This window comes from Oleiphilus sp. HI0128 (assembly GCF_001635365.1).
The window spans coordinates 1-873 of sequence record NZ_LWGG01000854.1 but is presented as its reverse complement, the minus strand read 5'-3'; the positions used below and the strand labels follow the sequence as shown (position 1 = coordinate 873).

General features: G+C 46.4%; 1 protein-coding gene and 1 pseudogene. Both read right to left on the bottom strand.

The annotated features are described in order from the left end of the window. Positions 1–321: pseudogene (locus A3763_RS13425) on the bottom strand (cytochrome c oxidase accessory protein CcoG); the annotation flags it as partial. Between the two features lie 142 nt (positions 322–463). Continuing rightward, on the bottom strand, positions 464–873 hold a 410-nt coding region (locus A3763_RS13420), incomplete at its 5' end, for a c-type cytochrome (RefSeq protein ID WP_156495085.1).

Genomic DNA, 873 nt, shown 5'->3' with positions numbered 1-873 from the left:
AAGCAGTGCTAAAAGAACGAACTCTTGTGGCCAGAATGTCATGCCGTAGATATGGAATTTACGTGCAGGGAGGTCGAAATGAACCAGTTGCTGGCCGTTGATTGATATCCAGCAAATTGAAAAGTACATGGCCATCAAGGCCCAGAGTGAAAACTTCCTGATTCGCTGAAAAAGACCGGCAATTTTTTTGACGTAGATTTTTTTTCGAGACTCGTAGAGCTCGACGGTCTTACTGACGTCTGCTTGCTTTGAATCTTGGCCGTAGACTTCCAGTTTCTGCGTACCGGGTTCGATATTTTGGGCTGGGATCTTCTTAGACATAGGCAACGGCTTCCATATCTAGTGGAGGAAAGGTTTCTTTTCTAGAAAGTCTGTGATGAGCAAAGGCTGTCTAGAGAAGAGATCTTATATTCTGTGAGAGTGGGCCTGGCTACTCAGCCAGGCCCACGAGTCTCAGACAGTCTTATTTGTTAGATAAGCTGTAAACGTAAGCTGCAAGTAGGTGAACTTTGTCTTCACCAAGTAGGTCTTTTTGTGCTGGCATTACGCCTGCTCGACCATAAGTGAGTGTTTGATTGATCTTAGATGCCGTGCCGCCGTAGAGCCAAACATCATCTGTTAGATTTGGTGCGCCGACGGCTTGATTACCCTTAGCCTCAGCCCCATGACAGGCTGCACAGGCAGTCTGGTACATCGCTGCGCCGGCATCAACAGCTGCTTTATCATCACTACGTCCACTAAACGAAAGTAAGTAATGAGTCATATTTTGTATGTCAGTTTTGCTCATAGCGGGATTTAAACCTTTGGCAGGCATTTGACCGTTTCGACCATACAGGAGGGTGGTTTTGATCGCGTCTGGACTTCCACCATATA